The organism is Shewanella sp. SG44-6, from assembly GCF_014164185.1.
GTDB classification, from domain to species: Bacteria; Pseudomonadota; Gammaproteobacteria; order Enterobacterales; family Shewanellaceae; genus Shewanella; species Shewanella vesiculosa.
The window spans coordinates 1-1,775 of sequence record NZ_JACJER010000260.1 but is presented as its reverse complement, the minus strand read 5'-3'; the positions used below and the strand labels follow the sequence as shown (position 1 = coordinate 1,775).

1 protein-coding gene is annotated in these 1,775 nt (G+C 25.7%); it reads right to left on the bottom strand.

Annotated features, from left to right (window positions below):
- Window positions 1-530: 530 nt before the first annotated feature.
- Window positions 531-1,715, bottom strand: a complete 1,185-nt coding sequence (locus H5185_RS21960; RefSeq protein WP_182743267.1) for an oligosaccharide flippase family protein — start codon at window positions 1,713-1,715, stop codon at window positions 531-533.
- Window positions 1,716-1,775: the final 60 nt, after the last annotated feature.

Below are 1,775 nucleotides of genomic sequence, written 5' to 3'. Positions count from 1 at the left end.
TTTAACAAGTAAATTGGATAGTTTTTTGAAAAAACTATACAATTTACTTGTTAAATCTCAGATTTCAAATAAAAAATACGATTATGTTTTTTTTACTCATCCTGATCAGGTTAATTTTCTTCCTAAAGGTTTTGAAGGGAAGGTAATATATGATTGTATGGATGAGTAAAAAAAACATAATCGTATTTTTTATTTGAAATCTGAGATTTAACAAGTAAATTGGATAGTTTTTTGAAAAAACTATACTGCCTCAAAAAATATGGAAGCCTAAAATATTTTTTCAATGAACTTATTTTATTCGATGGCTTATTAAACGTCATTATATTTCTTTTTCTTGACACTGGATAATATATATCAATATCAAAAGAATCAGCTAAACCTTCAGCAATAAAGTGAGGTCTCTGTTTAATCCAGTTCCAATCAACATGCATAAAATATAATATTTTCTTTTTTGAGTATTTATCCACTTCAAGACCTTATAAATATAATAAAAATAAAACACATAAGCAACTCTACCCATCTCAGTATTTTCAACTAAGTTTATGCTTAATTGACAAAAAGTAGAAATAAACCCTACTTAAAATTAACACTAACTCAGTAATGGCTAGTATGATTATGATAGTGTATATATCGACAAAATAAAGATAATAACAAAGGCACAGCATTATACTAAAACAACAAAACGAAAAATAGGATGTTTTATTTACTACATCAACCCTATCTATTAATGAAAAGAATGGATATCCTAACATTCCACTAATAAAATTTAGGATTGCTAAAAAAAATAAATTATTTAAAATAAAAGCTGAACCCACATACTTTTCTCCAAAAATAAAAACGATTATATCACTAGTGAAAAAACTGAGAATTATACAGCTAAAAATCAAAAATATAGTAGATATAGTTAAAGTCAATATAAACAATCTGACGTTTTTATTCTTATTAAAGTAAGGATAGGATACTTGTATTAGACTGCCAAAAATTCCTTTACCTGCTTTAAATAGTACATCAGCATTACCTATGTTTGCTAAAAGCTGTGGTGTACTAGTAAGAGCAGAAAGAGGTACTATTAAATAATACTGTGAAAAAGAAGTAACTCTAGAAATAAAAAATGGAATAGCATCTTTAAGTTCATCTTTAATTAAATTAAAATCAAGCTTATTCGTAAGTATGTTTTTAATGTTATCTGACAGAGATACAGCGAACCCGATAACCTGTGATATAGCTAAACAAAAGAGAATGTTAATAACACTTGGTGAGTATAAAACAACAATGATTGATAGAATTAAATAAACAGTTCGGACAATAATTGATATCAATGAAATCTTCTTAAAATTTTCTTCTGCTGTATAAATCCAATTGAATTGTATTGTCTGAAAAAAAACAGTTACAAAGAGCAAAATAGCAACCAATAAATTTATATTAAAAATAAAAATTATAGATAGTACATAAATTGTTGATACGAAAAATTTAATAAAAATAACTGGCACACTTACATGCTTAGTAAGCGAAGTATTAGCAATGATTTTTTTACTAACAGAAATATTAAATCCGAACTCACTTATTAAGTAACCAAGCTGAATTACCCCTAAGTAAAGTAAAATATTACTATAATCTTTAACTTCAAAAGTTTCTGTAAACAAAGGAAAAAGAATGAGCGGGGACAAATAGTTAAAAAATAACGACAAAACCATATATAAAACATTTTTTATCATTGTACATTGCCACTAATATTAAACTTAAGTTCCTCTATCATTTCTTTTGCTAAATTATAC

Coding starts and splice junctions, on each gene's coding strand:
- H5185_RS21960 (WP_182743267.1), bottom strand. CDS start 1,715: ATGATAAAAAATGTTTTATATATGGTTTTGTCGTTATTTTTTAACTAT.